Source organism: Streptomyces venetus (assembly GCF_039540295.1).
GTDB lineage: Bacteria > Actinomycetota > Actinomycetes > Streptomycetales > Streptomycetaceae > Streptomyces > Streptomyces venetus.
The window spans coordinates 60492-83985 of the sequence record NZ_BAABET010000013.1 but is presented as its reverse complement, the minus strand read 5'-3'; the positions used below and the strand labels follow the sequence as shown (position 1 = coordinate 83985).

The following is a 23494-nucleotide window of genomic DNA, read 5'->3' as shown; positions in this document are numbered from 1 at the left end:
TGTTCAATGCGCCCCCACGAGGCGATCAAGCGACGGCGCCAGAACCGGGGCGAGCGCCTCGGCGTACGCCTCTGAGAGGTGGCTGTCGTCGCGGTAGACGGCGCTGTTGGCGACGACCACAGGGCAGATGCCGGTGCGGGGGGCGCACAGCCAAGGGGTGGGGTCGATGACTGCGGTGGCCGTCGTGGATGCGGCGGTGCGGATGGCGGCGCCCCGGACCGCGTCGCGGGTCGCATCCGGCAAGTGGTTCGCGCAGGCGCGTAGTTGCGACGAGTTCCTGGCGGCGCAGTCGATGGGATCCCCCTTGGGCCATGGGGTGTCGAGCAGGGCGGCGACCCGGGCACCGGAGGCGCTCACGTCGTGGAAGGTGTGCTCGAAGCCGGTCGTCCACTGGTTGAGGGGGTCGGCGGCGGGGCGGGCCGGGTCTCCGGCGTCCGAGGAGGAGACGACGACCAGCGCGGGACGCAGAGCCTTGATCCGTGCCATGGCGTCGGAGCGCCATGTGTCGCAGGCGGTGTACGGCTTGTGGCCGCTGATGATGGTCACGTCTGCGACCTTGCACGAGGCCTTCGTCAACGAGACCAGCTTCCAGCCGCGGGCGGTCGCGATCCGTCGCAGGGCCGGGAACCACTGGGCAGCGTGGGAGTCGCCGAAGAGGACGACGGTGCGGGAGGACGACCGGTTGCCGTAGACGCAGGGCCGGGCGCGGGTGGCGGCTTCGTCGACGTGGCAGCCGTCCCGGTAGACCGCGGAGCGGGAGGACTTCACCTTCTGCAGGGGCGGGGCGAGGTTGCTCGGCAGGGCGGTGGGCGACGAGGTCAGGAATCCGGTGAGGCGGGCCCTCGGGGCCGGTGCGTGGGAGAGAGCCTGCGCCAGCGCGGGCGCGGGGCCGCCGACCTCGATCGTCGGCGGGACCGCCGTCGCCGTCAGGGACAGCGCCGAGGCCCCGGCCGACAGTCCGGCCCCGAGAACCAGGGCGCGGCGGGGGCGCCTGCGGAAGGCCCGGTGGAAGCGGACCGGGTTCTCGACGAGGCGCAGGGTCAGCCACGCCAGGCCCAGAGCCGCCGCGGACAGCCCGAGCGCGAGCGGCACGCCGGCCGTGCCGTCGGCGCGGCCCAGCGCCGCCGGGGCCATGACCAGGAGCGGCCAGTGCCACAGGTACCAGCCGTACGACAGTCCGCCGAGCCACACCAGGGATCGCCGCTCCAGCAGCCACCTCGCGCCGTGCGGGGTGGGCGCGCTGCCGCCGGCCATGACGAGCGCGGTACCGGCGACCGGCAGGAGAGCGTGGTAGCCGGGGAAAGGCGTCGCGTCGTCGTAGCGGACCGCTGCCAGCACGACGCAGGCCAGGCCCAGCCAGGTCAGGGGGGCCGCGAGGGCGGCGGGCAGCCGCTTCAGCCGTCCTGCGCCCAGCGCCAGGAGCGCACCGGCGCCCAGTTCCCAGGCGCGGGTGAGGGAGCCGAAGTACGCCCAGGACGCAGCGGAGTTCGTCACCAGAAGGCCCGCCGCGAACGACCCCAGGCACAGAATCCCGAGCGGCACCGCGACCAGTCGGCGCCGACCGCGGGCGATCCGCCAGGTGAGCAGCAGGAGCAGCGGCCACACCAGGTAGAACTGCTCCTCCACGGCGAGCGACCAGAAGTGCTGGAACGGAGACGGCGGGCTGTTCTGGGCGAGATAGTCCGTACCGGCCGCCGCCAGCCGCACGTTGACCGCGTACAGCGCACTGGCGAGGGCGTCGCCCGCGTACTCGGCGAGCCGCGCCTTCGACAGGAACAGCCACGCCCCACCCAGCGTGACAGCGATGACCAGGGACGACGCGGGCAGCAGCCGCAGTACCCGGCGGGCGTAGAAGGCACGGACCGACACCCGGCCGGTGGTGGCGAGTTCGCGCAGCAGCAGCGAGGTGATGAGGAAGCCGGATATCACGAAGAAGACGTCGACACCGATGTAACCGCCGCTGACCTGGGACACGCCGGCGTGGGAGAGCACCACCAGCCCGACGGCGACCGCGCGCAACCCCTGGATGTCGAGACGCAGGGCGTGGCCTCGGTGGGGTACGGGTCTGCCGGCCACCGGGACGGGACGTACCTCGGCGGACATGATGCTGGACATCAGGGAATGACTCCTCGGAGGGGCGGACGCCCCATGCTGACCGGGTCAGTTGAACGTAGAGCGAACATTGGGGTCAGAGACCTGACGGGCCGTTCGGGCGGACTTACGGTGACCCCACCATCTGAGCTCTGGGAGTGGCGGGGGACCACCAGTGGAGTGGCTGAGCATCGAGAACGTCATCGCCATCGGCACGTCCGTCCTCGGTCTGCTCGTGCCCATCGCGATGTTCCTGTACGACCGCCGGGTGCCACGCCGCAAGCTGATCGGCTACCGCGTACAGATGGACAGCCCCATAGGCGACGGATCGTCCAACCCTCGCCTCGGCGACTTCGACGTTCCGAACATGGCCGACGCGTCTCTCGTGCTGCTGCGCATCGAGAACGACGGATCGCAGAGCGTCGCCGACAATGACTACACCTCGTCCGAAGTCCACGGTCTGACCGCCGAGTTCACCGGCCGAACGGTCCAGGCCGTCGCGGTCACCCAGCCGTCGGGCATCGAACACCTGAACAGTCACTTCACCAGCGCCAACGGGTTCGAACACGTCGGCAGCACGGTGACCATCCCGCGCGTCCCCCTGAATCCCGGCGACCACTTCAAGCTGCTGGTACTGCTCTCCGGCGGCCCGGCCGAAGGGGAGGTCAAGCTGATCGGCGGCCTCCGGGACGGCCGGGTCCACCGCAACAGCGCCCCCAAGCCGGACGAGAAGCTGCGCACGTTCAGTCTCCCGGCCCGGCTGCTCAGCGGCGGACTGGCCCTCGCCGTGCTCGCCCTCGCTGGCATCATCGTGCTGCGCGTCGGCAACCCGATCGGGTGCGAGCAGGGCGAGTTGACCCTGACGGGCTCGACCGCCTTCGAACCCGTCGTCCGGACGCTGGCCGAGCAGTACGAGAACAAGTGCCAGGGCGCCGACATCTCGGTCGAGGCGCGGGGCAGCGAGGACGGTGTGTCCGAACTCGCGGAGCTGGGTGAGCGGTCGGCGAACGCCGCCCGGTCCGTGATCGCCTTCTCGGACGGACCGATGGGGGAGCGCTGGGACCTGGCGGGGAAGCAGGTCGCGCTCTCCTTCTTCACTCTCGTGGCCCACAAGGATCTCGACCTCGGCCCGCACGGCCTGACCCTTCAACAGGTGCGGGACATCTATGCGGGCAGGTACCAACGCTGGGGCCAGGTCGTCCCCGGCAGGAAGGAGATCGCAGACCTGCCGATCGTCCTGGTCAGCCGCGGGGACGAGTCGGGTACGCGGCAGATCTTCCAGGACCGCGTGCTCAAGGGGTGGGAGCAGGCGCCCAGCACGTCATTGGACTGCAGGCCGCCCGCACGGGCCGCTGACACCGTCACACGCTGCGAACTCGCCTCGACCACAGCCGTACTGAACAAGATCGAGGAACGGCCCGGCGCCCTCGGCTACAGCGAGGTCGGCCTCGCCAGGCAGCGAGGCGGCAAGGTGAACGCGGTGCCCCTGGCGGGCGACTGGCCCGACGACCGGCACATCGACCTGGGCGCCGGCCCCTACCCGTACAAGGACATCGAGTACGCCTACACCTACGGCCCCCCTCGCCCCGGTTCCCTGGCCGCCGGATTCCTCGCCTACCTCGACGAATCCACCAGCCAGAACGTCATCCGAGGCAAGGGACACCTGCCGTGCCTGCGGGAGCCGGAGCAGTGCCGGTGATGCCTCGGCCCTTCCTGCCGGACGCCTGATCCGGCATCGATCCGTGTACGCGAAACGGCCGGCGCCTTTGCCACACGTGCCGAACTGCCCCCTACTGCTCTGAGCTGAACGGAAGTTGACGTGCAAACGCCTCTTCTGCGATCACGTGTACAGGACACCGTCTCCTGCGCGCAAAGTTCTCGCCGCACCATCGGCATGTCCTCGACATCGACAAAGGAAGTGCTTGTGACAACGCACCGCACTCCGTACAGAACCGCCGCCCTCGCCCTGGCCACCACCGTGCTCGCCCTCCTGCCCTCCGCCCAGGCCGGGGCCGACGACGGGAGCCTGCCGACGGTCACACCCGTCAGCGAGACCCCCGCCCTCTACGACGACGAGGCGGGCGGCAACTCCGACGCCGACGACCCGGCGATCTGGCGCAACGCGGCCGACCCCGGCCGCAGTCTCGTCATCGCGACCGCCAAGGAGGGCGGCCTGCGCGTGTACGACCTGGACGCCGGCCTGGTGCAGTCGCTCCCCGCTCCCCGCCCGCCCGCCGAGGACGACGCACCGGGCCGGTACAACAACGTCGATCTCGTGACCGGTCTGCGCACCTCCACCGGCCGGGCCGATGTCGCCGTGGTCAGCGACCGCGGCAACGACCGGCTGCGGATCTACCGCATCGACCCGTCGAAGCCCGGCGCCCCACTGACCGACATCACCGACCCGGCCGCCGCCCCGGTCTTCTCCACCGACCAGAGCGAGATCAACGACCAGCGCACCGCCTACGGCCTCGCCACCTGGCAGGACAAGTCCACCGGTCGCACTTACGCCCTGGTGAGCCGGCGGGAGCGGACCAGCCTCGCGCTGGTGGAGCTGAAACCGACCGCGAGCGGCACCGTCACGTACCGCAAGGTCCGCAGCCTCGACCTGCCGGCGTCCTTCCGCCTCCCGAACGGCACCACATGGTCCCCCTGCGCGGAACCCGGCGAGCTCCCGCAGGTCGAGGGCATGGTGGTGGACCCGACCACCGGCACGCTCTACGCCGGCCAGGAGGACATCGGCATCTGGCGGATGCGCGCCGACCTCACCATCAAGCCGGTCCTCGTGGACAAGGTCCGCGAGTACGGCGTCCCCGGCGTCTACGACGAGGCTACCGAGGAGTGCACGCTCGGCGCCGACCCCGGCTACGGGGGTGAACGGCTGGCCGCGGACGTCGAGGGCCTGACGCTCTTCCAGCAGTCGGACGGCGACGGCTACCTCTTCGCCTCCAGCCAGGGCGACGACACCTTCGCCCTGTACGACCGTGAGGTGAGCGAGGACAACGAGTACGAGGGCGGCTTCCGTGTCGGCGCGGCCTCGGCGACCCTCGACGGTTCTGAGGAGTGCGACGGCGCCGCCGTCCTGAACGCCCCGCTCGGCAGCGACTACCCGAACGGCCTGCTTGTTGTCCAGGACGGTCACGAGACCCCTGACGTCCCTGACGGCGAGGGCGGCACGCGTACCGCGACCGGCTTCAAGTTCGTCGACCTGGGCGATGTGGTGGAGGCAGCCGACCTCTGAGCCCCGCAGGGCCCGCGACGAGGAATCGCCGGCCCTGCGGGCCGCACCGCGTGCGGCGCCGGCGCTGGACCAGGCCGGCTCCGCACGCCGACGCGCCGCACGATGACGACGGGGTGCTCCAATCGCCTCTCACTTCACCTATGTGGGGCGCCGAACAGCTGAAGTCGTCGGCATCGCGCGGGAGCGGCAGATCGGGGTAACGAATCGGCCTGGTTCTTGCTGCGGGGCGCGGTCTGCTGCGAATTCCAGGCTCGGCTGAGTGCGGGCCCGCAATCGCTTGCTGTGAAACCGACCGTGCCTACCCAGATTTCCCGAGACCACATCTGTGCCGGGCGCATGGGCACATACCCTCAACACAAAATCCGCATGAGCCGCAAGCGCGTGATGAAGGAACGGGTCGGAGAGGGTGGCCGGTTCGTGCACAGCTGACCTGCTGGTACTGCGCTGATCGGCATCAAGGTATTGATCTGGGCACGTCAATGCGTCAGGTTCGTGGCGGACCCGACACAGGTTCGGTCCGAACTCCCACACCCCCCACAAACCTGACGAGGAGAACCCTCACATGCCGGCTCGCGCATTCACACGCAGAATGCAGCTCCTCACCGCCACGACCGTCGTCATAACCCTGACGACCCTCGGGACGGCACACGCACAGATGGTTCCCGAACCCGCTTCGACCGCGGGCACCGTATACGGCCTCGGCGCCAAGGGAGCCGTGCCGGGCAGCTTCGTCGTCACGCTGGACGAGAAGGTGAACAAGCCCGCGCTTGCCGAGGAATACGGCGGCAAGCTCCAGCGCACGTACACGGCAGCCCTCAACGGCTTCTCCGTCACCGACCTCTCGTCGGCCGAAGCCAAGCGCCTCGCCGCCGACCCGTCCGTCTCCAAGGTTGTCCAGGTCAAGAAGTTCAGCATCACAGCCACTCAGGACAACCCGCCCTCCTGGGGCCTCGACCGCCTGGACCAGGCGGACACGGCCGGCGACAGCAAGTACACCTATCCCGACACCGCGGGTGAAGGCGTGACCGCGTACGTCATCGACACCGGCGTGCGGGTTTCGCACAAGGACTTCCAGGGGCGGGCCGCCTCCGGTTTCGACGCCGTGGACAACGACGGCGACGCCGGTGACGGCAACGGGCACGGCACCCATGTCGCCGGCACCATCGCCGGCGCGGCCCACGGTGTCGCCAAGAAGGCGAAGATCGTCGCCGTTCGAGTGCTCGACGACAACGGCTCCGGAACCACCGAGCAGGTCATCGCGGGCATCGACTGGGTCACCAAGAACCATCGAGGCCCGTCCGTCGCGAACATGAGCTTGGGCGGTGGCGCGGACCCGGCCCTCGACGAAGCCGTCAAGAAGGCCGTCGCGGCCGGTGTCACGTTCGGCGTCGCCGCCGGCAATGACTCCTCGGACGCCGGGCAAGGCTCCCCGGCCCGCGTCAGGGAAGCCATCACCGTCGCCTCCTCGACCAAGGACGACAAGCAGTCCGACTTCTCCAACTTCGGCTCGGTCGTGGACGTGTACGCCCCCGGCACAGATGTGACCTCCGCATGGAACGACAGCGATGAAGGCACCAAGACCATCTCGGGAACCTCCATGGCCACGCCGCACGTCGTAGGCGCCGCGGCCGTCTACCTGGCGGGCCACAAGGACGCCACGCCGGAGCAGGTCGCCAAGGCTCTCACCGACGGAGCCACCGCCGGCAAGATCTCCAACCCCTCGCAGGGCACCGCGAACAAGCTGTTGAGGGTCGTCGAGTAGTCATGCGTGACCGGCGTCCGCTGTGCTGTCCTGACGAGGCACGGCGGGCGCCGGCCGTTGTGCGCGGTCGGCGCCCATGGTGGACGGTTGCCCTGGCCGGGTCAGCGTTCCGCGGCGCGCAGTGGCTCACCGACGCTCCTGAGGTGGCGCAGTGCCGCCCGGTGCGAGTCGATCAGTCCGGCTTGGTGGTAGGGGACGCCCAGCTCAGCGCAGTACCGTTCGGTGATGACCTGCGCCTTGGCCAGCGCCGGAGTCGGCATGCTGGGGAAGAGGTGGTGTTCGATCTGGTAGTTGAGCCCGCCCATGAAGATGTCGACCAGTACGCCTCCCCGGACGTTGCGCGAGGTGAGGACCTGGCGGCGCAGGAAGTCCAGCCGGGTCCCCTCCTCGATCATGGGCATCCCCTTGTGGTTGGGCGCGAACACCGAACCGAGGTAGATCCCGAACAGGCCCTGGTGGACAGCGAGGAAAACGAGCGCCTTGGCGGGGGAGAGGACCGCGAACAAGCCGCCGAGATACACCAGAAAGTGGGCAAGGAGCAGCGTGCCCTCGAGGACCGGCCTTTTCGTCGACGGATTCCTCAGGGCCCGGAAACTGTTGAAGCTGAGGTTCAATCCTTCCAGGGTCAGCAGCGGAAAGAAGAGCGCGGCCTGGTGCTTTCCGACGAAACGCGGCAGCCCTCTGGCGTTGCGCGCCTGCCGACGTGACCACACGAGAATGTCCGGCGCGACGTCCGGGTCCTTGCCTTCGTGATTGGGGTTCGCATGGTGCCGGGTGTGCTTGTTCATCCACCACCCGTAACTCATGCCCAGCAGCAGGTCCGCCACCAGCAACCCACCCATCTCACTGGGTCGCCGACGGGAGAAGACCTGTTGGTGGGCCAGATCGTGGGCAGCCAGCCCGAGTTGGCCGAAGACCACAGCCAGGGCGACGGCGACGAACAACTGACTCCAGCTGTCCCCCAGAGCGACGAACGCGCCGACGCACCCCGCCAGAGCGAAAGCGACCAGCCCGAAACGCACCGAATAATACAGCGGACGACGCCGTAGAAGCCCGGCCTCGGTTATACGTCGTGACAATTCCGAGAAGTCACTCCCACTGCGTCGCTCCTTTCGTTCTCCTTGCATCGGCTGGTCCACGGGAAGCACCACAGGATTGGTCATGGGCCTCAGTGTCCAACCACTTCTCCGGTGGCAGAATGGCGTCCGCCCCCTGAACGGGGGTGTAGCTAGCCCCACCCCTGACCAGGGGGAAAACGCAGTTCACGGTCGGCGGCATGCCTCTGGAGATCGAGCCGATGCGCTGGTCGGTGGCCGGGCAGGCCGGCGGCCCCACCCGGACCATCTCAGGCAACTACCTCCCAAAGCAGCGAAGTCTGGGCATTCTTGTCCCCATGGCCCCACATCAAGGTGCAGCGAGTCCGTCGGAGCCCGAGGGAGGAGCGAGTGCCTGCGCCGGTCCGCCTGCCGCCCTCGCGCAGACGTCCGGGACCGGTGACGGCAGCAGCACACCGGAGAACGTGTCATGGCCCGAAACGGGACCCGCCGCAGCGCAGACCTCATCGGAGCCGGAGTCCGCACCAGCCGTGGACGCGGACGCCCCCGAGAACTCCGGCACCGGCCCGTACCGCGTCACCGTGCTGGACCTCGGACGGTTCACGGTCGGCGCCGTCACGGTGGTGGCGGCGCTGGTCGGGCTCGTCCTCGGCATTCGGGCCGAGCTGTACGCCGGCAAGGAGGACCAGCGCGCGCAGAAGGCGGAGCAGCGGGCGGCCGCGGAGGAGCGCCGGTCGAAGGAGGACCGGGAGAAGGCGTACGCGAATCTCGTCGACTTCTACCGGATGGGCTCGGAGGTGATCGTGGTGAACGGAAGCTCCCGCGTCATGGCGATGCGGCTCACGCTCCCCGCGAACAAGGTGAGATGGGACCTGGATCTCCTCCAGCCCTGCAAGCAGATCGCCGTCCCCAACAAGGCACTGCTCGACTCCATGGCCGTGGAGCAGCCGTCGGTGAGTCTGACGGAGGGGGACCTGGCCCAGCTCCGGCTTGAGTTCATGGACCCGATGAACAAGGCCTGGATCCGGAACAGCGGTGGGGCCCTGGCGCGCATGGACGCCTGGGGGCCGTCAGTGCGGCCCAACCTGGTGAGCTCGGAGGCATGGAACTTGTCGGCGCGGGACGCACCCCAGTGCGACGGGTCCTGACCGCAGCCTGAAGCACGGGGCCCGACCGGAGCCGTTGGGTCTGACCGGAGCAGGGGTGCCCGGGCCCCGCTCCTCGAGAGGAACATGGCCCGGGCCGGACGGTGTGGCTGTGCGTCAGGACGTGGGCGTCAGACCCGGGTGAGACGGACCGCCACCGTCTCGCTGACCGATACCGGCTGGTCGTAGTCCGGGTCCGTCGCCGTCGCGCGGCCCTCGACCTCGACGTCCCCCTTCTGGAAGGGGACCGAGCCGGTGGGCACGGCCGTACCCTTCCAGGCGACCGGGGCGCCGGGGGTGCAGGACACCGACGTGGAGAAGGAACCGCGGATGAGGTCCCGCTTCTTCACCTGCGTGACGTCGCCCGCCACAGTCACCTGCACCGGCTTGTTGCAGCTCACCGTGCCGTGGAAGGCGGCCTTGCCGTTGAGGGAGCTCGCGGTGCCGTCCAGGGCGATGTCGAGGCCCAGGCCGAGTTCGGCCGGCGGGGCCGGGTTCTCGATGTGGACCTCGCCGCGCGCGGCCGGGGTGCCTCCCTCGCAGTGCTGCACGAAGGTGGCGTCGAGCTTCTTCACGTAGCCCTGAGGGCCGAACTCCACTGCGGACACGGTGAAGGTGCCGGTGAGCTGGTTGCAACCGCGGCCGTTGCCGCTGAGGGACAGGCCCGGTTCGGTCCCGTCGTTGAACGGGTAGCGGGTGGCCCCCGTGTAGGTCCCGGGTGTCAGGGCCTTGCCGGACGGCGCCGCGAGGTCCAGGGTCCACCAGTCGCCGTTCGCTCCGTCGACGGAGACGGTGACCACCCTGTTGTCGGAGTTGCCGGAGACGCTCATGCGGTCCTGGGACGCCGTCGCGTAGGCGTAGGACCGGCCGCCGCTGATGTAGTCGTCCTCGTCGCCGCCAAAGCTGAAGGAGCCCTGGGTGACCGGCAGCGCGTGCGCTTCGGCGCCGGAGAGCAGTCCGGTGGTGCCGGTGGCCATGGCCAGCGCCAGCGCGAGGGTGGCGGTGGCACGGGCCAGGACGCGTCTGGGCAGGCTGAGATTCACGAATGTTCCCCCTGGTGAGATGACGTAAGTCCGTCCACCGACGCGATGCTTCCGCGCGCGCGTTCGCACGCTTGTCCGCGTGTTTCTGTCGGCGAGGTGAGTTTGCCAATCAGAGGGAGGTGCGACAACTGTGTTTCAGGCGTGATGAGTTGACGTTTCAGTCAACACCTGGTGTCAGCGTCGCAAGTCGGGCAGGCGTGGCCGCCGGCGCCGGTCGCCTGAGGTACCCGCGACCTTCTGACTCCGCGGACCAGGCCGAGCGCGCGGCCCGGCTCCTACCCGGCGCCCGCCATGTCCGGCTGCAAGGCTGTGACCATTCATCCATGTCCGACGACACCGGCCGCATCGCCCGCCTCCGCAGGTAGCCCACTTCGACCACGGCCGCGACCGGCTCCGGCTCGAGCTTGATCGCGCGGGCCAGGACGGTGCTTCGCATACCCCACCCCCACCACGCGTGGTGATCGATGAACCAGCGAAGGCGGACTGCCGCACAGCCCTCAACCAAGATCGAGACAAGTTCGAAGAACCGCGGATCAAACGCCCCTCAGAACACGATCAAGCGCCGCACAGCCAACAGGTCCCCAGTTCGGCTTGCCGCCGGGAAGACCCCGATCTCCGTTCTGCCCCATGAGCATCAGGAAGAGGCTCTTCATCGCGGCCAGCCCGCGGGCACGCCGGATCGCCGACTCGTCTGCACACGCGTACACGTCGAAGAACCGTGCAGCCGTGCCCGCGGGTAGCAGCACCCATGCGGCGGCGAGGTCCCACGCCGGGTCGCCGGCGAACATGCTGCCGAAGTCGACGATGCCCGAGAGCGTTCCGTCCGAGACGACGACGTTCGCGGGATGGAGGTCGCCATGCACCCACACCGGCGGGCCCTGCCACGCGTCGGCCGCAACCGCGTCGTCCCAGACGGCTCGGACGTCGGCAGCGATGCCGCCGGGGACAACGGCCTGGAAGAAGTTCTCGAAGCCGTCCGTGCAGTCCCTGGGATGCGCACCGCGGTCCGTAGCGATCGGCGCCTCGGCGGGCGCCTCCACATGCAGCGCCCGGAGGAAGCCGGCCAGCGTGTCGGCCGCGTGGGCACCGCGGCTGATCGAGCAGAGGTCCAGCGGCTCGCCTGGAACCCACGTCATCACGGTCCAGTGCTTGGGGAAGCGCTCGGACGGTTCGCCGAACCGCACCGGAGTCGGCACCGGGAGCGGAAGGCGCGGAGCCAGCACGGGCAGCCACCGCCGCTCGTTGAGCTGGAGCTCCGGGGTGGGGTCCATGCGCTGCATGCGCACGGCCAACTCGTCCCCGAGACGCCACATTTGGTTGCCCCAGCCACCCGCCACTTCGCGGATGGCCAGCCCTGCAAGATCTGGATGTTGCTCCTCCAGCAGGTCGCGCACCAGGTCTGCAGTGATCTCGATCTCGGTGTCGGTCATGCGACGTCACAGTACTGAGGCGGCGAGCGGAACGGCTCTCGCAATCCGGAACATCACGCTGTGATGCCTCTGGCATCACCGACTCGGTTGGGCCCGCGGCCGCGGGCGAAGCCATGAGTATGGAGACATCCAACCGGTTGTGCGAAGCGACATTTTTTGCCCTCCTCCGGGGGCCGATACGGTCCGATCCATGGAGCAGATTTTTGCGACGGCCGAGAAAATCACGGCCGCCCTGCGCGCCGGTGAAGTGACCTCGGCAGAACTGACCGACGAGGCGATCGCCCGTATCGAGCGGGACGACAAGGCGATCAACGCCATCTGTGTGCCGGACTTCGACCGTGCACGGGCCGCCGCGCGCCGCGCCGACCAGGCGCGCGCCCACGGTGAGGACAGGCCGCTGCTCGGCATTCCGGTGACGGCCAAGGAGTCCTACAACATCACCGGTATGCCCACGACTTGGGGTATGCCACAACACCGGGACTACGTGCCGGCCGAGGACGCCGTACAGGTGTCGCGGCTCAAGGCCGCGGGCGCGGTGGTGCTCGGCAAGACCAATGTGCCCTTGGGGCTGCAGGACATCCAGAGCTTCAACGAGATCTACGGCACCACGAACAATCCGTGGGATCACGATCGCACGCCGGGCGGATCCTCCGGCGGATCAGCGGCGGCTTTGGCGTCCGGATTCGGCGCGCTGTCCATCGGCTCCGACCTCGCCGGTTCGCTGCGCACCCCCGCGCATTTCTGCGGCATCTACGCGCACAAGCCGACACTCGGACTGGCGGCACCCCGCGGCATGGTCGCGCCGCCGGCACCGCCATTGCCGGTCGACCTCGACCTCGCCGTCGTCGGTCCGATGGCGCGCAGTGCCCGCGACCTCACGCTCCTCCTCGACGTCATGGCCGGACCGGACCCGCTGACGCTCGGTGTGGCGCACAACGTGGCGTTGCCGCCCGCGCGCCACGAGCGGCTCGGCGACTTCCGGGTCCTGGTCGTCGACGAGCATCCGCTCATTCCGAACGGGTCCGCTGTGCGCGCGGGGGTGAACCGGGTGGCCGACGCCCTCGTCAGCGGCGGCGCCCGTGTCGAACGGCACAGTCCGCTGCTGCCCGATCTGACCGAATCCGCGACGCTGTACACGCAGTTGCTGTTTTCGAGCACCGTTGCGCGCTTTCCCGTCGACTCCTACGAGCAGTTGCGGACCCGCGCCGCCGGACTGAGCTCGGACGACCAGAGCCTCGACGCGGCGCGGCTGCGCGCCATGGTGTTCAGCCACCGCGACTGGATGGAGGCGAACAACCGTCGCGAGCTTCACCGCCATGGCTGGCGGCAGCTGTTCGCCGAGTTCGACGCCGTGGTGTGTCCCATCACGCCCACTCCCGCGTTCCCACACGACCACAACCCCGATCCGCTGGAACGCCGGATCGACATCGACGGCGTCGAGTACCCGTACTTCGACCAGCTCGTCTGGGCCGGTGTGGCCACCATGCCCGGCCTGCCCGCCACCGCCGTGCCCGCGGGCCGGTCCCCCGAGGGCCTGCCGGTGGGAGTGCAGCTCATCGGCCCGATGTTCGAGGATCGCACTCCGCTTCGGCTGGCCGAACTGCTCGAGCACGAGATCGGCGGCTTCCAGGCGCCGCGGTAGGGCGTACTGCCTGGGTATCCGCCGAGGCGGCCCACGGGCGTCGTGCCACCGTGCAGCGTTGCCGCCAGCGAACGACAGGGCCCATCATCTGAGCAGCGCAGCCGTGAACATCTCATGGTGAGTCACCAGCCACTCCTGGATACGGTCCCAACGCTGCCAGCCACCGCGTTCGGACAGTGCCCGGGTGTAGACAGGGTCACCGTCGGCCACTCGGTCAGCGACGAAGGCCCGGCAGGACGCGGTGGCCTGTTCGATGACGCCGGGGAGTTCAGCGCGGTCCTGTGGGGAGAGGCCGTAGCCGTCGGCGAGGATCCGCAGTCGTCTCGGGGCGTCCAGCCCTGCGGGATAGATACCGGCCGCGGATCTGGGATCGAGCATGGGAACCCAGTAGCGGGCGGTCATGGCAACGTCCCATACTGCCCGGCCAGGGGCTGCCAGGTCGAAATCGATCAGTGCTGCGGCACAGCCGTCGCGGAAGACGACGTTCTCCGGGCACACATCGTTGTGGCACAGCGTCGTTCCTCCCGCCGGGTCGGCCAGGGATCGGGGCCAATCGACACCCCCGTCGACCGCGATGGCCGCGCTGGCGTCGTGCAGACGCCGCAGCAGGCTTCCCACCGATCTCAGCGCGGTCTCGGTCATGGCCCAGTGCGGAAACGGTGGCAGAGGGACGTCGCCGGGGATGAAGGTCAGCTGCTCGCGGCCGTCTTCGGTGAGACGGACAGGCCTGGGAGCCGCGTCGAACCCGTGTTCCGCGAGCGCGAGGAGATGGGCGTGCAGGGCGCGTGCGGTGCGCGGCGCTGGGCGTTCCACCAGGACACCGTGGCGGAAGACCGCGCCCGCGTTCACCATGCCCCCGACCAGGGCTTCGCCCCCTGCTGCCTCGCCACCAGCCGTCATGTCGATCACGCTACCGTCAGGTCGGCCGAGCTCGGAACAGTCCCGAAGCGAGGTGTGGGCGGTCATGGGCGTGGGGCAGGCCAGGAGGTGAGGGGGAGCGGGCCGCGGTCGATGACGGTGCGGATGCAGAAGGTGCTGCGGGCGTCGCGGACAGGGCCGATGGCCAAAATCTGGTCGGTGAGCACTCTCTCGAAGGTGCGCAGGTCCGGCACGGCGAGTTCGACGAAGAAGTCGGCGTCACCGGAGACCACGTGGCAAGCGACCACATGCTCGATCGCCTTGAGTGCCTCTTCGACCACCTGGGAGGTGGTGCGAGAGTGCTCGACCTTGAGGGAGAGAAACACCGTCAGCCCGAGGCCGAGGCGCTCACGGTCCAGATCGGCCCGGTAGCCGGCCAGGACTCCGTCCTCCTCCAGAGCCTTGGTGCGCCGCAGGCAGGACGAGGGCGACAGCCGTACGGCGTCGGCGAGGTCGACGTTGGGGGTGCGTCCGTGGCGCTGAAGATGGTCAAGGATCGACCGGTCGATGCGGTCGTACAAAGGTCGTGGCATGAAATGCAGCGTAACGGCCAGACCGACGAACAATCCTGCGCTCCGGGCCCGACTGGCTACTGGATACGCCATCCTATGCCGCACTTGGTGGCGCATCTTGGTCACATGCTCCGGCCGGACGCCGGACGCCGGACACACGCACTGCCACCCCCTCACATCTTTCGGATTGCCTCATGCGCCATTTCCCCCTGGAACCCGACCGCGCCACGATGACCGAAATGGGCCGCCTCGTCCTGGACCGTGTCGTCGACCGCACTGAGAACCTCGCGGCACGCCCCGCGACCAGCCCCCTGTCTCCGCGGGCCGAGGCCGAGCTCGTGGAGTCCTTCCTGGCACCACCGCCCGACCAGGGCGGCGACATCAAGGCTCTGCTCGCACGCCTGGATGAGGCCGCCGACTGCGCTTTGGAGACCGCCGGGCCGGGCCACCTGGCCTACATCCCGGGCAGCGGCCTGTATGCGGCCGCGCTCGCCGAGTTCTACAACCGTGCCGTCAACCGCTACGGCGGTCTGGCCTCGGTGGCCCCGGCCCTCGCCGCGCTGGAGGAGAGCGTGATCCGCTGGATGGCCCGCGATGTGTGCGGCCTGCCGGAGGGCAGCGGCGGCCTGCTGACGAGCGGCGGCTCGATGGCCACGTTCTCCGCGACGATCGCCGCCCGCCACGACAGGCTCGGCGAGGAACTCGCAGACGGCACTGTCTACACGACCGCCTTCGCCCACCACTCCGTCGCCAAGGCCGCCCGCCTCGCGGGCATCCGCGCGGCTCACATACGAACCGTGCCGCACACCCCGGACCTGCGGATGGACCCTCACGCCGCCGCCGCGATGATCCGCGCCGACCGGGAAACCGGGCTGCGGCCGTTCCTGCTGGTGGCCACCGCAGGCACCACCGACACCGGCACCATCGACCCGCTGCCGCAGTTGGCCGCCCTGGCCCGCCGAGAGGACATGTGGTTCCACATCGACGCGGCCTACGGAGGCTTCTTCCGGCTCACCGCACGCGGCGAGGAGCGCCTCACCGGTTTCGAGGAGGCCGATTCGATCACCCTGGACCCGCACAAGACCCTGTTCATGCCGTTCGGCACCGGCGCCCTGGTCGTCCGCGACGTCACCGCCCTGCACGCCGCGCACGACGGCACCGGCAGCTACCTCCAGGACATGGGGGCGGCGGGGAGCGTCCCGGACTCCGGTCGGCTCGGGCCCGAGCTGACCCACGAGATCCGGGGTGTGCGGGCGTGGCTTCCCCTGCACCTGCACGGGGTGGACGCCTTCCGCGCGGCTCTGGACGAGAAGCTCGACCTGGCCGAACAGGTCCACGACACACTGTCCGGCGTCGCGGAACTGGAGGTCCCGCAGCGCCCGGACCTGTCCACCGTGATCTTCCGCATTCGTCCCTCTGCCCCCGGCCCGGCCGCCGCCGAGCGGGCCGACGAGGCGAGCCGCCGTCTGCTGGAGCGGATCAACGGCCACCAACGCATCGTGCTCTCCAGCACGGTGGTCGACGGCCGCTACACCCTGCGCGTCTGCGTGGTCTCCCACCGCACCCACCACGACCACATCACCGAGGCCTTGAAGATCATCACTGGCGAAGCCAGGAACGCCCCCGCCGTGTAGCCGGCGACGGCCCTGGACCCGGGTGGCGTCCACCTGAGGGATGCCACCGTCGAATGACGAATACGTCGAATGACGAATACGTCGAATCGCGAATACGTCGAGTCGCCAATACTTAGGAGGACTTCATGACTATCCATCCCGAATCCGTTCCCGCCAGGGGAACAGCCGTCGTGACCGGTGCCTCCTCGGGCATCGGCGCGGCCTACGCACGTCGGCTCGCTGCAAGTGGTCATGATCTGGTGCTGGTGGCGCGTCGCGCAGAGCGTCTGCGCGCACTTGCCGCGGAGCTGACCGGGCAGCACGACATACGAGTGGAAACCGTCGTCGCGGATCTGGGCGATGCCGGTGACCTGGACCGGGTTGCCCGGCGAACCGCCGAGGACGACGTCGAACTGCTGGTGAACAACGCGGGCATCAACGGCTACGGCCCCTTCGCCGAGACCGATACAGCACTGTTGGAGAAGGTGCTGGCCGTGAACGTGGTGGCGCTCACCCGGCTCGCTCGGGCAGCCGTGCCGGGCATGCTGGCACGCGGCCACGGCGCCGTGGTGAATGTGGCGTCCACACTTGCCTTCGCCGGTTCGCTTCCGCCGGACCCTCTGCCGGTGCGGGCGGTCTACGGAGGGACCAAGGGGTACGTCGTCACCTTCAGTCGAACCCTCGCCGCGGAGTTGGAGGGTGCGCCGGTCCGCGTGCAGGTCCTGTGCCCCGGGCTGACGGCAACCGAGTTCCATCTCACCCAGGGCCAGGATCCGGTGGCCGGTGATGTGGCGCGAGTACACGACGACGGAGGCATGCCCGTCGAGGACGTGGTGACCGCTTCGCTGAGGGCCTTGGAAACCGGCGAGGTCGTGTGCGTGCCCGGACTGGTCGACGGCGACGCGGTGGAGCGCATCGCCGCGGCGGAATTCGGACTCCGCTCCTCGTCCACCAGCACACTCGCCCCGCGATACCAGAACGCCGCCCAGCAGTAATCCGCAGTCGGCCAGGGCCGACCCCGGCTCAGCCGCGCCGACTTCAGGCTCATCGCGACGGTGACCACGCTCGATCCACGCCCGGCCACCACCGCGCCCGGCACCGAACAGGGCGTGCGATGCGGGCCCGGGGCGTGAAGGACCTCAGTCCTGGACCTTCAGGGGCGGCCCGAGACGGATCCTGGATACGCAGTGGTCGGGCAGCGTGGTGAGGTCCGGAATGCCGGGTGAGCCTTCGACCCGGGGAGGCGCGCAGCGGGTGCCCGTCGGTGTCTTCGTGGCTGAGGGCCTTGTACCCCGTGATCTTGAGCCCCTTGGGAATCCGCGTGATCTCGCCGCGCAACAGCGTCAGCGGCCGATCGGAGATGTTGTCGGCCGTGGGCAGGGCGACCCAGCACTCCTTCCCGATCTGCGCATGAGGGCTCGTCACCTCCATGCCGGCCTGGATGTCACCGTCGAGTGCCGTGCCGACCCGGTAGCCCCCCTCGGAAACGCCGCCGGGCAGGACGTCGCCGGGCAGAAACCACACGGCCGGACCGGTCAGGCCGGCGGCGCCGGCCAGCCCCAGCAGGAGCCCGCGTCGGCGGCGCGCGGTCCTACTTGGAGTAGAAGACCCCGGCCTTGCCACTGCTGATGGAGCCATTCTTCCCCCACACCCAATGGCGCCGGGCGGCGGAGCGCTCGGTGTCCGACTCATGCCCCGGACGGCCCGGCCCCAGGTCCTGTCGTTTCCGCCGCGAAGGTCTGGAATCAGAATGAAACCCCTGGGGCTCCTAAATACCGGCTTGTCAGTTGGCGTTGGCGCGATTTCCTGGAGGCCTAGGCAAGCTGGACTCCGGACCAGTCATCGACTTCGCACTGTCTGTCGGCATTGTTACCTGCGGTCACGACTGTGCCGTTGGCGCGCAGGCCAAGGGTGTGCGTTGAACCGGCCGCCACGGCGACGATGTCGCGCCAATCACCGACTTCGCACTGTCCGTTGCTGTTGTCTCCCACTGCGAGGACCCGTCCGGACGCGGTGACCCCGACGGTGTGGTAACTGCCCGCGCCGAGCGCCACCACGTCTTGCCACGTGTCGACCTCGCACGCCCCGGTTGCCCGGTCTCCGGTCGCTACTGCCCGCCCGTCGGTTCTGAGGCCGACGGTATGGAGATACCCGGCCGAAACGGCGGCTAGATCACGCCACCCTTCAACGGCACACTGCCGTCGTCGATTGTTCCCCACGGCCAGTGCAGAACCGTCAGACCGGACGCCGACCGAGTGCCAGTCACCACACGAGAGGGCGACCATCTCGCGCCAGGACTGCACGTCGCACTGTCCTTCTGAACTCCGGCCAACCGCGAGCACGCGGCCATTCGCGAGTAGCCCGAGCGTGCGGCGCCAGCCTGCGGCCACAGCCGTGACGCCTCGCCATCCGGCGACGTCGCACTGCCCATCGCCATTCCACCCCGTCGCCAGCACCGTGCCGTCCGACCGGAGTCCCACCGTATGAGACCTGCCCGTGTTCGTCGCGGCATGGACGTTGCCGGCTGCCACCGCGACGACGTCTTCCCATCGCTCGACACGACATTCAGCGGCTGCGTCATGGCCCACGGCAAGAACGGTTCCATCCCAGCGTCGTCCGACCGAATGACGCCTTCCGGCCGCCAGCGCCGACGAGTTAGCGAGCATGCCGCCTCCTTGTCCTTGGCGCGAGTTCGCGACATGAAATTCCACATTACTTTGGACTGGAATCAGAGTGAGACCTCAGTCTTCGCCAGCAGATGACGGCACGGTACCCAGGCCACCTGCTACCGGCTGGCCGTCACCGTGGACACCACGGCCGACTCACACCCTTCGCGCGCCGCCGGACGCCCGTCACCGCCCTACCCTCGCCCTGCGCGAAGCAGGAGCCTGTTTCTGAACCCCGAACACGCAGCGCCTCCCTGGCGAAAAACCGGGGAGGCGAACGCCTCACACACTTCCACGCGCGGACTGCGGCTTGGCGGCAGCGTCGGCGACGCGTCCGGCCTGGAGCGCGGCGATGCGGCCACGTCTATGACGTCCGATCCGTGCCCCCTCTCCTGCACGGTGTGAGGATCGGGGTCTGCGCTGGCGGTCGGTCACTCGAGGACGCGGTAGACCCCGACGACACGGACATCCACGAGGGCGCTGGTGTCAAATGACCGGAGGGCGTTGAGCGTCGCGAGGGCCTGGCGCGTGGAGCAGCTCTCCGCGTGTGGAGGATGGTGATGTCATGGGCTCAAGTCTCCTCTGCTGACGTTGCGTCTGCCACTTCTCACGTTCTCCGAAGTCGGCACCCTGGTCCGGGAGATGACGGGGGCGGCACATGAGGGCCTCTCCGGCCTCGTCGTGGTCCCTCGCAGATGGGTCGTCGAGCGCAGTCTCGAGTGGATGTTGTACGCCCGGCGCGGCATGCCCGGGACTATGAACGGCTCGCCCGGCGTCCCGAGACGCCTCGCCAGCCCAGGTACTCGAACAACACCCCGATGACCGGGAGTGCGACCTTGGTCAACGCGTCGCCTGCACCAGGAGCCGGTTCCGGAGCCGCTTGGTCAAGGCCCGGGCCAGCAGCGCGTCAGCGGAACGGGCGGCTGCACGGGAAGCCCACCGACGGCGGCGGCTGCGAGGGCTCTTCGTGCGGGTACTGGTCGGGAAGCGGGAGGGCCGGTGCCCGTCTCGCACCGGCCTTCCACCTGCGTATACGCGTCAGCCGGGCCAAGTTCTTGTCAAGCGGCGGGCGGCAGGCGGCAGTTCGCTGTGGCACCGGCGCGGTCGACGGCCGCCTTTGACCCGGCGAAGATCGCACCCTGCAGCGCGGCGGCGAGCAGCACCTCGCTCCAGGACCGATCTTCGCCGGTGCCGTCCGGGGCCTCCTGGTCATGGCCGACCATCTTCCAGGTCTGCTTGAACACCGCTCCCACGGCCATGCCGCTTACGGCGCCGAGGTCCAGACCGACCGGCTCGGAGGCGATCCTCATGCCTACAAGCCGGCTCACCCCTTCCGGCGGCGGCAAGCCAGCCATACCGCGGCGGCCACCCCCGCCGCGGCCAGAAGCGCCTTGCGGTTGTCCCGCGTCAGTTGCGCCCCCTGGGCCGCCTTCTGCCGCACCGGTTCGGGCGCCTTGTCCTGCCACAGCTGACCGGCCTGAGCGGCTGTGGCCCGGGCCTGCCCGGCGGCCTGGGCGGCCTTGTCCTTGACCGGGTCGGGCAGCCGGTCCTGCGCATGGTGCGCCAGGTCAGCGGCCTTCGTCTTCAGTTCCCCGGCCTTCACCGCGGCCTGCTCCTTCAGCTCGCCGGCCTTGGCGGCGGCCTGTTCCTTGACCGCGGCGGTCTTGTCCTGAGCGCGCGCCTTGATGTCGGTCTTGGCCGCGAGCGCCTCGGCCGTCTCTCCGAGCTCGTTGCGGGTCTGCTCTACCTGCTCGCGCAACTCGTCGGGGCTGGAGGCGGTGGGCTCGTCGTGGGGTGGCTGGGTCATCGGTGGGCACTCCCCTTGATCTCGGCTACGTCGGCCTTCACGTTCTCGATCGTCTGCTCGGGCGCGGGCGTGGTGGCTTGCTCGACCGGCTTCTTTCCGCTCATGGCCATGCCCGCGGCGATCATGGCCGGCACCGCGGTGACGATGAGGGCTGCCGTCCAAACCGGCAGCGGCACCGCCGGCGCGGCGATCGCTGTGGCGACCAGTGCCTGCAGTATCAGGAAGCCGACGATGCCGGCTCCGCCGAACAGGCCACCGCCTTTGCCGTAGCGCTTGCCTTTCTCCTTCGTCTCCGCTCGGGCCAGTGTCATCTCGCCGCGCACCACCTCGGTCAGTTGCTGCGAGGCCCGCTGCACCAGCTCGCTCACCGGCTCCAGCCCGGAGCGGCTGTGGTGCGGTCGGATCCGGCATAGTGCGGCTGCCTGCTCGACACGGCGGTCACCTCCTATCCCTGTGAGTTCTGGCAGCCGGGCTGCGTCATGCGCCCGATCATCCGATGAGCGCGCGAGTACCCGGAAAAGACGAGTTCAGGGCAGGGGACCTGCCGGCCAGCAGGACGTCTGCGGGGTTTGACCGGGGCATGTAGGGGTGAGCCGTATGGCGCGGCCTCGGCGTGCGGCGGCCTGTCCGGCTTGTCCCGGGGTGCGCCTGGTGGTCGGGGCTGCCGGGCAAAGGCCGGCCCGCTCGAGCGGGTTCCGAGCGGGCCGGCCTGCGTAGCGCGAAGTGGGTGCTGTGTCAGGTGTCGCGCCCGCCTTCGTCGTCTACGCCTTCGGTGTCGATCCGCTCCTTGCGGACCTGGCCGCGCACCGTCTCCTCCTCGGTGTGTTCCTCGGTGGACATGCGTACCCGCTCCACCGGCACGGTCTCGGTCTGCGTCACGGGGCGTTCCTCATGGAGGATGACCTCGTGTTCGGCGTCGCTGATCTCCGGCCCGGAAAGTGCGGCATCGCGGTTTTCGTCCGTGATCGGCTCCCGCTCGACACGGACTCCCTCATGGCGCACAGGAACCGTCAGCTGCACCTCTTCTGTGACGACGTACTTGCGCAGCCGCGCCCGGCCGGCCTCACGACGCTCGACGCCGACGCGCATGCGCTCCTCCGAGCGCGTCATGGCGTCATCCGGGCGGGCGGTGCCGGACACGGCCGTCGCCAAGGCGTCCGTTTCGTCGCCGGAGGGGACTGACGTCCCCGTGCCGGCGCGGGCCCAGCCGCCCTCGCCGGCCCGGTTCGCCTGTTGCCAGGCTGCGTCCCAGTCGATGTGGTAGTGCTCGTAGAGGAGGTGTTCCTCGTCTTCGGAGAGGTGCCCGCCTGCGTCGACGTCGACGTTGGGTGCGTCTTTGACCGTGTCCTTGGCGTAGGGGACCTCCAAGTGGTCTTCCACGATGCTGGCGTCGTGGATGGGGACGAAGGACTCACTGGTGCCGAAGAGGCCGGTCTTCACACTCACCCACTCGGGCTGGCCGGTGGTGTCGTCGAGGAAACATGCTTGGCATCGCCGATCTTGTTGCCGTCCGTGTCGTAGACCGGGTGGTCGAGCACGGTGGGGATCTGCTCGTGGGTGATCACTGACTGCTCACCCTCTCGCTCTCGCGTGCGGCTCGTTCTGTTCCGGCTCACCACCCCACTGCGCACAAAACCGGAACAAGACAGTGAATTAATGAAGAAGTGGGCATTTCGGGCGTCTTCGTGTCCCCCGGACCGTACCGGCTGGTGGTGCAGGAACACTCCCCGCAGCCGGGCCGGTGATCGCGCGGCATAGGGAAGGGCGGCTGAGCGCCGTCCGCCAGGTCAGGGCCGAAGCCTTCGTAGCGGTTGCGGTGTGGCTGTCCGGCAGGCCTTCGCCAAGCTCGTACGTACGTTTGGTCGAAGGCGGTGGCGGCTACTCGCACCCGGAAGCCTGCGTCGCAGCGAGGGGCAGCGCTGACGGGACCGCGCAGAGACAGACGAACAAGGGGTTGGTCGCGATGACGGTGGCGACGCAGCAGGGTGGCGGGGGCGGTTCCAGCGGCCTCTACGACGTTCTGGAACTCATTCTCGACCGCGGGCTGGTGATCGATGCGTTCGTGAGAGTCTCCCTTGTCGGTATCGAGATCCTCAAGATCGACATACGGATCGTGGTTGCCAGCGTGGACACCTACCTTCGCTTCGCCGAGGCGTGCAACCGCCTCGACCTGGAAGCGGGGCCGCGCAAGCCGGCCGGCCTCACGGAGCTCACGGGGCAGGTCACGGAGTCCGGCGCCCGGGGCAAGACCAAGGGGGCCCTGTCCGGCGCAGCGGAGACGATCTCGGATGCCTTCCAGAAGTCACGCGACGAGGGTCGGGAGCGTCGGTGACGCCCCCGAGGAGATGCGGCCAAGCGCCGTGATCTGCTCGCCCACCAGCGTGTACGGGACGAAGCCGGAGTGGGCGCTGTGGTCCTGCCGATGCGGTTCGGCAGCGCCTCCCCGAACGGGGAAACGGTGACCACGGTGCTCACCGAGCGTGCGCACCACTTCCGCAGAAGATCCGGCTCGGGGAGATGATCGCCGCCGCCGTGCGGAGCGGTTCCTGGCAGCAGTCGACGACATCCG

General features: G+C 69.2%; 19 protein-coding genes and 2 pseudogenes. 10 read left to right on the top strand and 11 right to left on the bottom strand.

The window, feature by feature from the left end:
• Positions 1 to 3: 3 nt before the first annotated feature.
• A complete protein-coding gene (locus ABEA82_RS33955; RefSeq protein WP_345665579.1) occupies positions 4 to 2115 on the bottom strand; it encodes an acyltransferase family protein in 2112 nt (703 codons plus the stop codon).
• Between the two features lie 151 nt (positions 2116 to 2266).
• Here ABEA82_RS33955 and ABEA82_RS33950 point away from each other — a divergent pair, with 151 nt between their 5' ends.
• From ABEA82_RS33950 to ABEA82_RS33940, 3 genes are all read left to right on the top strand, one after another.
• Complete coding sequence (locus ABEA82_RS33950) at positions 2267 to 3790, top strand: PstS family phosphate ABC transporter substrate-binding protein (protein WP_345665578.1); 1524 nt, start codon at positions 2267 to 2269, stop codon at positions 3788 to 3790.
• Positions 3791 to 4015: 225 nt separating this feature from the next.
• Entirely contained in the window at positions 4016 to 5332 is a 1317-nt protein-coding gene (locus ABEA82_RS33945) for a phytase (protein WP_345665577.1), read from the top strand.
• A gap of 562 nt (positions 5333 to 5894) precedes the next feature.
• Positions 5895 to 7094, top strand: a complete 1200-nt coding sequence (locus ABEA82_RS33940; protein WP_425588581.1) for a S8 family peptidase — start codon at positions 5895 to 5897, stop codon at positions 7092 to 7094.
• A 101-nt stretch (positions 7095 to 7195) separates the two neighbouring features.
• On the opposite strand, the gene ABEA82_RS33935 is transcribed toward ABEA82_RS33940, so the two are convergent.
• A complete protein-coding gene (locus ABEA82_RS33935; RefSeq protein WP_345665576.1) occupies positions 7196 to 8257 on the bottom strand; it encodes a fatty acid desaturase family protein in 1062 nt (353 codons plus the stop codon).
• Between the two features lie 422 nt (positions 8258 to 8679).
• On the opposite strand from ABEA82_RS33935, the gene ABEA82_RS33930 reads away from it, so the two are divergent.
• On the top strand, positions 8680 to 9297 hold the full coding sequence (locus tag ABEA82_RS33930) for a hypothetical protein (protein WP_345665575.1): 618 nt from the start codon (positions 8680 to 8682) through the stop codon (positions 9295 to 9297).
• A 128-nt stretch (positions 9298 to 9425) separates the two neighbouring features.
• On the opposite strand, the gene ABEA82_RS33925 is transcribed toward ABEA82_RS33930, so the two are convergent.
• Both ABEA82_RS33925 and ABEA82_RS33920 read right to left on the bottom strand, forming a co-directional pair.
• On the bottom strand, positions 9426 to 10337 hold the full coding sequence (locus tag ABEA82_RS33925; RefSeq protein ID WP_345665574.1) for a hypothetical protein: 912 nt from the start codon (positions 10335 to 10337) through the stop codon (positions 9426 to 9428).
• Between the two features lie 533 nt (positions 10338 to 10870).
• A complete protein-coding gene (locus tag ABEA82_RS33920; RefSeq protein WP_345665573.1) occupies positions 10871 to 11767 on the bottom strand; it encodes an aminoglycoside phosphotransferase family protein in 897 nt (298 codons plus the stop codon).
• A gap of 190 nt (positions 11768 to 11957) precedes the next feature.
• Here ABEA82_RS33920 and ABEA82_RS33915 point away from each other — a divergent pair, with 190 nt between their 5' ends.
• Positions 11958 to 13409, top strand: coding sequence for an amidase (locus tag ABEA82_RS33915; protein ID WP_345665572.1), 1452 nt, complete (start codon positions 11958 to 11960; stop codon positions 13407 to 13409).
• 84 nt (positions 13410 to 13493) lie between these two features.
• Here the strand turns inward: ABEA82_RS33915 and ABEA82_RS33910 are convergent, their stop codons facing one another.
• Positions 13494 to 14309 carry a phosphotransferase gene (locus tag ABEA82_RS33910; RefSeq protein ID WP_345665738.1) on the bottom strand — a complete coding sequence of 272 codons (816 nt, stop codon included), beginning with the start codon at positions 14307 to 14309 and terminating at the stop codon, positions 13494 to 13496.
• 62 nt (positions 14310 to 14371) lie between these two features.
• Complete coding sequence (locus ABEA82_RS33905; RefSeq protein WP_345665571.1) at positions 14372 to 14860, bottom strand: Lrp/AsnC family transcriptional regulator; 489 nt, start codon at positions 14858 to 14860, stop codon at positions 14372 to 14374.
• A gap of 173 nt (positions 14861 to 15033) precedes the next feature.
• Here ABEA82_RS33905 and ABEA82_RS33900 point away from each other — a divergent pair, with 173 nt between their 5' ends.
• Both ABEA82_RS33900 and ABEA82_RS33895 read left to right on the top strand, forming a co-directional pair.
• Positions 15034 to 16473, top strand: a complete 1440-nt coding sequence (locus tag ABEA82_RS33900; protein WP_345665570.1) for a pyridoxal phosphate-dependent decarboxylase family protein — start codon at positions 15034 to 15036, stop codon at positions 16471 to 16473.
• A 125-nt stretch (positions 16474 to 16598) separates the two neighbouring features.
• A complete protein-coding gene (locus ABEA82_RS33895) occupies positions 16599 to 17447 on the top strand; it encodes an SDR family NAD(P)-dependent oxidoreductase (protein ID WP_345665569.1) in 849 nt (282 codons plus the stop codon).
• An 819-nt stretch (positions 17448 to 18266) separates the two neighbouring features.
• Here ABEA82_RS33895 and ABEA82_RS33890 read toward each other — a convergent pair.
• Entirely contained in the window at positions 18267 to 19118 is an 852-nt protein-coding gene (locus ABEA82_RS33890; protein WP_345665568.1) for an RCC1 domain-containing protein, read from the bottom strand.
• A 654-nt stretch (positions 19119 to 19772) separates the two neighbouring features.
• Between ABEA82_RS33890 and ABEA82_RS33885 the strand changes: the two are divergent.
• Positions 19773 to 19888, top strand: a pseudogene (locus ABEA82_RS33885) (IS5/IS1182 family transposase); the annotation flags it as partial.
• A gap of 288 nt (positions 19889 to 20176) precedes the next feature.
• On the opposite strand, the gene ABEA82_RS33880 reads toward ABEA82_RS33885, so the two are convergent.
• The 4 genes and pseudogenes from ABEA82_RS33880 to ABEA82_RS33865 form a co-directional block, all read right to left on the bottom strand.
• Positions 20177 to 20428, bottom strand: coding sequence for a DUF4235 domain-containing protein (locus ABEA82_RS33880; protein WP_425588580.1), 252 nt, complete (start codon positions 20426 to 20428; stop codon positions 20177 to 20179).
• Between the two features lie 14 nt (positions 20429 to 20442).
• Complete coding sequence (locus ABEA82_RS33875) at positions 20443 to 20925, bottom strand: DUF3618 domain-containing protein (RefSeq protein ID WP_345665567.1); 483 nt, start codon at positions 20923 to 20925, stop codon at positions 20443 to 20445.
• The gene (locus ABEA82_RS33870; protein WP_345665566.1) at positions 20922 to 21293 is read right to left on the bottom strand and encodes a phage holin family protein; all 372 of its coding nucleotides are present in this window, start codon (positions 21291 to 21293) and stop codon (positions 20922 to 20924) included. Before ABEA82_RS33870 ends, ABEA82_RS33875 begins: the two co-directional genes overlap by 4 nt.
• 367 nt (positions 21294 to 21660) lie before the next feature.
• A pseudogene (locus ABEA82_RS33865) lies at positions 21661 to 22490 on the bottom strand (DUF2382 domain-containing protein).
• A gap of 398 nt (positions 22491 to 22888) precedes the next feature.
• Between ABEA82_RS33865 and ABEA82_RS33860 the strand changes: the two are divergent.
• Positions 22889 to 23257, top strand: coding sequence for a gas vesicle structural protein GvpA (locus tag ABEA82_RS33860; protein WP_345665565.1), 369 nt, complete (start codon positions 22889 to 22891; stop codon positions 23255 to 23257).
• A gap of 69 nt (positions 23258 to 23326) precedes the next feature.
• Positions 23327 to 23446 (top strand): hypothetical protein, encoded by a 120-nt coding sequence (locus ABEA82_RS33855; RefSeq protein ID WP_425588579.1) that lies wholly within the window; start codon positions 23327 to 23329, stop codon positions 23444 to 23446.
• The last annotated feature ends 48 nt before the right edge of the window (positions 23447 to 23494 follow it).